Source organism: Mesorhizobium sp. M2E.F.Ca.ET.219.01.1.1 (genome assembly GCF_004016445.2).
Taxonomy (GTDB): Bacteria; Pseudomonadota; Alphaproteobacteria; order Rhizobiales; family Rhizobiaceae; genus Mesorhizobium.
Genome location: NZ_SADT02000020.1, coordinates 1 through 4,475 on the forward strand (window position 1 = coordinate 1; position 4,475 = coordinate 4,475).

General features: G+C 61.5%; 1 protein-coding gene and 4 pseudogenes. 2 read left to right on the forward strand and 3 right to left on the reverse strand.

Translation table 11 applies throughout. From position 1 onward, the window contains the following. Positions 1-118 precede the first annotated feature (118 nt). Positions 119-535, reverse strand: a pseudogene (locus EN862_RS34630) (IS481 family transposase); the annotation flags it as partial. 76 nt (positions 536-611) lie between these two features. Between EN862_RS34630 and EN862_RS34635 the strand changes: the two are divergent. Next, a pseudogene (locus tag EN862_RS34635) lies at positions 612-1,621 on the forward strand (IS256 family transposase); the annotation flags it as partial. 443 nt (positions 1,622-2,064) lie between these two features. Here EN862_RS34635 and EN862_RS34640 read toward each other — a convergent pair. Further along, positions 2,065-3,051, reverse strand: coding sequence for an IS110 family transposase (locus EN862_RS34640; protein WP_348628729.1), 987 nt, complete (start codon positions 3,049-3,051; stop codon positions 2,065-2,067). A 261-nt stretch (positions 3,052-3,312) separates the two neighbouring features. Between EN862_RS34640 and EN862_RS34645 the strand changes: the two are divergent. After that, positions 3,313-3,515: pseudogene (locus EN862_RS34645) on the forward strand (transposase); the annotation flags it as partial. Between the two features lie 37 nt (positions 3,516-3,552). Here EN862_RS34645 and EN862_RS34650 read toward each other — a convergent pair. Then, positions 3,553-3,705, reverse strand: a pseudogene (locus tag EN862_RS34650) (IS481 family transposase); the annotation flags it as partial. Positions 3,706-4,475: the final 770 nt, after the last annotated feature.

Here is a 4,475-nt window from a genome sequence, read left to right on the forward strand (position 1 = left end):
TTTCCCTTGCCGGTGGAAGCCGCCTGGTTCGACGACTTGACCAACGTCACGCAGCAAGGGCATGCTGACGAACAGAGAGACCTTGACTGCAGGCTCCATTTCGTTCCGCGCTTAGGACGTTGTCGGTGAGGACGGCGTGGATCTTGTAGGGAACGGCCGCGATCAGGCGCAGCAGGAAGTCTCTCGATATGGCGGTGGTGGCCGTTTCCACGAAGGGGAACTTCGAGGTGCGATCAATGGCGACGAACATGTGCAGCTTGCCCTGTTCGGTGCGCACCTCGGCGACGTCGATGTGGAAGTAGCCGATCGGATGGCTCTTGAACTTCTTCTTCGCCGGCTTGTCACCTTCTACGTCCGCAGGCGGCTGATGCCGTGGCGCTGCAGGCAGCGATGCAGTGACGAGCGCGTCGTGTGGGATCGTCGCTTGTAAGGCGTAGAGGCAGTCATCGAGTGGCAACAGAGTGTAGCGCCGGAAGGGGACGATGACGGCCTCCTCCTCGGGCAAGAGCACCGTCGATCTAGGCTCTCTCGGACCGGTCGGCACATCGTCCACGGGACTGTCAGGAATTCTGTGCGCGAGGCCATGATGATGGAAAGGAGAGAATCATCACATGGCTATCGAGAAGGAACTTCTGGACCAACTGCTTGCCGGCCGCGATCCGAATGAGGTGTTTGCCAAGGACGGATTGCTCGACGACCTGAGGCGCTTTCGGAACGGATTCTGAACGCTGAACTCGACGAGCACCTCGAGGACGACCGCACCGACGGCAGCGCCAATCGCCGCAACGGCCATTCGAGGAAGTCGGTTCTGACGGGCACGTCGAAGATGACGCTGTCGATCCCGCGCGACCGGGCCGGGATCTTCGATCCGAAGCTGATCGCCAAATACCAGCGCCGCTTTCCCGATTTCGACGACAAGATCATCTCCATGTAGGCGCGCGGCATGACGGTGCGCGAGATCCGCGGCCATCTGGAGGAGCTCTACGGCATCGACGTGTCGCCGGAACTGATCTCGGCCGTCACCGACGCCGTCCTGGAGGAAGTGGCCGAGTGGCAGAACCGCCCGCTGGATGCGATCTATCCGCTCGTCTTCTTCGATGCGATCCGGGTCAAGATCAGGGACGAGGGCTTCGTGCGCAACAAGGCCGTCTACATCGCGCTCGGCATCCTGCCGGACGGCACGAAGGAGATCCTCGGCATTTGGATCGAGCAGACCGAGGGCGCCAAGTTCTGGCTGCGCGTCATGAACGAGCTGAAGAGCCGTGGCGTCGCCGACGTCTTGATCGCCGTCGTCGACGGCCTGAAGGGCTTCCCCGAGGCGATCAACGCCGTCTTCCCCCAGACCGTGGTCCAAACCTGCATCGTGCATCTGATCCGCCATTCGCTGGAGTTCGTGTCGTGGAAGGATCGCAAGCCGGTCGTGCCGGCGCTGCGCGCGATCTACCGGGCAAAGGATGCCGAAGCCGGCATGAAGGCCCTGGAGGAATTCGAAGCCGGCTACTGGGGCCAGCGGTATCCGGCGATCACCCAGAGCTGGCGGCGCAACTGGCAACACGTGGTGCCGTTCTTCGCCTTCCCCGAAAGCGTGCGCCGGATCATCTACACCACGGATGACATCGACAAGCGTGATTTCGGCTTTCTCGACTCCTGTGCGTTTATTTGTTCGGCTCAGGTGAGCGTGTTTCTTCGTCCCGGCCCACAGGATTTCCCATGCGAGCGTGTCGAGACGCAGTCAAGGCTGGCCGGTGCGATGGCGCCATGGCCGGCTGCGAGGTTTCCAGGCCACGCCTTGACTGCGTCGAGCACGGCGCCTTTCTGGAGTGGACCGGGGCGATGACTGTCGCACCGGGATATTTGCTTATGTTATGTTCGCCTGGCACGGACGACCACGTGGCAAAGAGCGGCGTGAGAGGATGAGAGCGCCGCCGCGCAGCCGTTATAGTCGTTCCTCGTTTGTGGCGTCCGTGCGCCGCTTCGGCCCTAGTGACCGCCAATGCCGAACCATCAGCTCGTAGGCACGTTCGGCATTCTCGGCCGCGGCTTTCTCGCTGTTTCGCAACTCCTTCACGTTGTAGGCGTAAGCCGAACCGCGGCGACCGACACCGCGCTCGCCCGGCGCGCCAGCCTTGAGAGCGAGCTGCCTCTGCTTTGCCGCCACCAGCGCCGGCGAGCCCAGAAGTAGTCCTGCTCCTTTGTCAGCAGATGCCAGATCAACACGGCGAGCTTGCGGGCGAGCGCCACGGCTGCGACCTGATGGCCGCGCTTGTTGCGGATGCGCAGGAAGAAAGCCCTGAGCGGTCCGGGCGCCTTCGCCGCCGCCCAGGCGGCCTCGACCAGCATGGCGCGGGCATGGGAACGCCCATGTTTGCTGATCCGGCCATATTGCGCCAAGCCAAGACCGGATTGACGCACACGAGGATTGAGGCCGAAGTAGCTCACCAGCTTCTGCGGTTCGCGGAACCGCCGGATGTCGCCGACGGCGGCGATGATACCGCTCGCGACGATGGCATTGACGCCGGTGATCGTCTGAAGACGCCGGACTTGCACATCATCAACCGCTTCCCGGGCGATCTCCCGATCGAGGTCAGCCAGATCCTCGGCCAGGCGGTCGATCTCGCGGATGTGGCGAGCGATAGCGGCCCGCTCGTCGTCGGGAAGCACCTGCCGCTCGAGCCAGGCGCGACCCCGACGGTTGAACAGATCGGCATGCGGGCACTTCGGCACGAGGTGCGCCTGCAGGAATCCATGCACCTCGTTCTTCACGCGCGTGCGATGCCGCACGACCTGGTTGCGCCGCGTGACGAAGCGGCGAAGCCGCTCCGTCCGCTCATCGGGAACCCAGACCGCCGGCAGAAAACCGCTGGCAATAGGGCGACAGAACCCGCACCACTGCCATGGCGTTGCCCGTAGCTTCGACGACAACCTCATCCATTCGTCGCAACTGCGGCCGAAGCCTTCCAGTCCCGAGCGGGTCATGTCGACCCGTCCGTGATGGCGCAGTTGGCCATCTTCCCAAACCACCACCTCCGCAAAGGTGCGGTGGATGTCCATCCCAATCACGCGTCTCATCGGCTCCTCCTCAAACAGTCGGGAGCCGGCGGGCGACGCGACACCTACGGATCCGCGCTCTCGGCGCAACCGGGCAGGTCGCAGGGGCGGCCAGCTACTAACGCGAGCTCGCAGCTCATCGAATACATCGGCCTGCCCGTACTTGGCGTGCTCCCGGTGCCCCTGTCCCGGATGGTCGCACCATACGCCGAAAGCCTTTCATCTCAGCGGGGATCAGGTGGCACCGTCATGACCATACCGGTTACGAACGCGATCGAGGCGCTGAACTCGAAACTGCGCCGCGCCGTCCGCACCCGAGGCCATTTCCCCAATGACGACGCGGCAATGAAACTGTTATATCTGGTCCTGAACCACGCGCCAAGGATTGGAAACGACCTCCGCGCGAGTGGTTCGAGGCCAAAACCCAGTTCGCCGTCGTCTTCGGCGAAAAGTTCGTCAGCCAATGACGAAACCGGCCTCGCGCACAGAATTCCTGACAGTCCCATCGGCCACCGAGGTCCGTTCCCGCCATTTGGCAACAGTCTTCTGGTTGATCCCGTACCGCTTCGCCAGCGCTCTCAGGCTCTCTTGACTATGCTGTATCGCTCGACGAACCGCCTCTGTCGTCGTGGCGCTCCCATGAAGAACCTGGCCCATAGCGCATCCTTTGATTCGGACGATGATGAACCATCAAAATCTGGGATCAAACATCTAGTTGGCCAGCCAATGGGCAAGATCGCACCGCACTTCGGAGAGGCAGTGCGGTCATACGTCCACTGCAGTAGTTTCGCAGTTTGCAGGAAATGCACTAGCATTATCATACCGCCTACACTCGCTTCTCGCCGAGGTGGCGGTGCCGCCACATCGTGGCCAGCGGCAAGCCACCAGATCTGGCAGTTACTAAAAAACGTTGAGAGACTATCTTCGACTCCTGTCAACGAACAACGGAGCACAAAACCCCGGCCACGCACGCGATATGAAGATGATTTGCCGTGCCGGCGGCCTGCGAACCGGCTGAACCGATTGACCCCAGAGCATGCAGCCTTTCCCGAAGGATCCGAATTGATTTTCCGGGAGTGGTGTCTGCCCACCGGGCAGAGACCGGCGGCCAAGGTAGAACGCCGCCCTAATCCACTTTTGCGGCTGTGATACAAACGAAATAGATTGATTGTGAGCGGTCGAAGAGAGGCAGCCCTTAAGCAGGTTCAAGATGTTAACCCAATGAAACTAATATTTCATAGGCTTGGACTTCACTCACACGGCCATCTCACTGCGAGATGTTAACAATACACAAACTGTGTTTGACGCAAACCACCCGGCAGTTGACCATCTAAGCACAACGACGGGAGCGGAGGAGAGGTAATGGCGAACACTCAGTCGAGCTTGGCGCCCGGGCTTCCTTTTAGCGAGGCGGAGTATAACCGTCG

Bases quoted from the DNA above. Each gene is read 5' to 3' on its own strand.
- EN862_RS34640 (WP_348628729.1), bottom strand. From the start codon at position 3,051: ATGGACATCCACCGCACCTTTGCGGAGGTGGTGGTTTGGGAAGATGGC.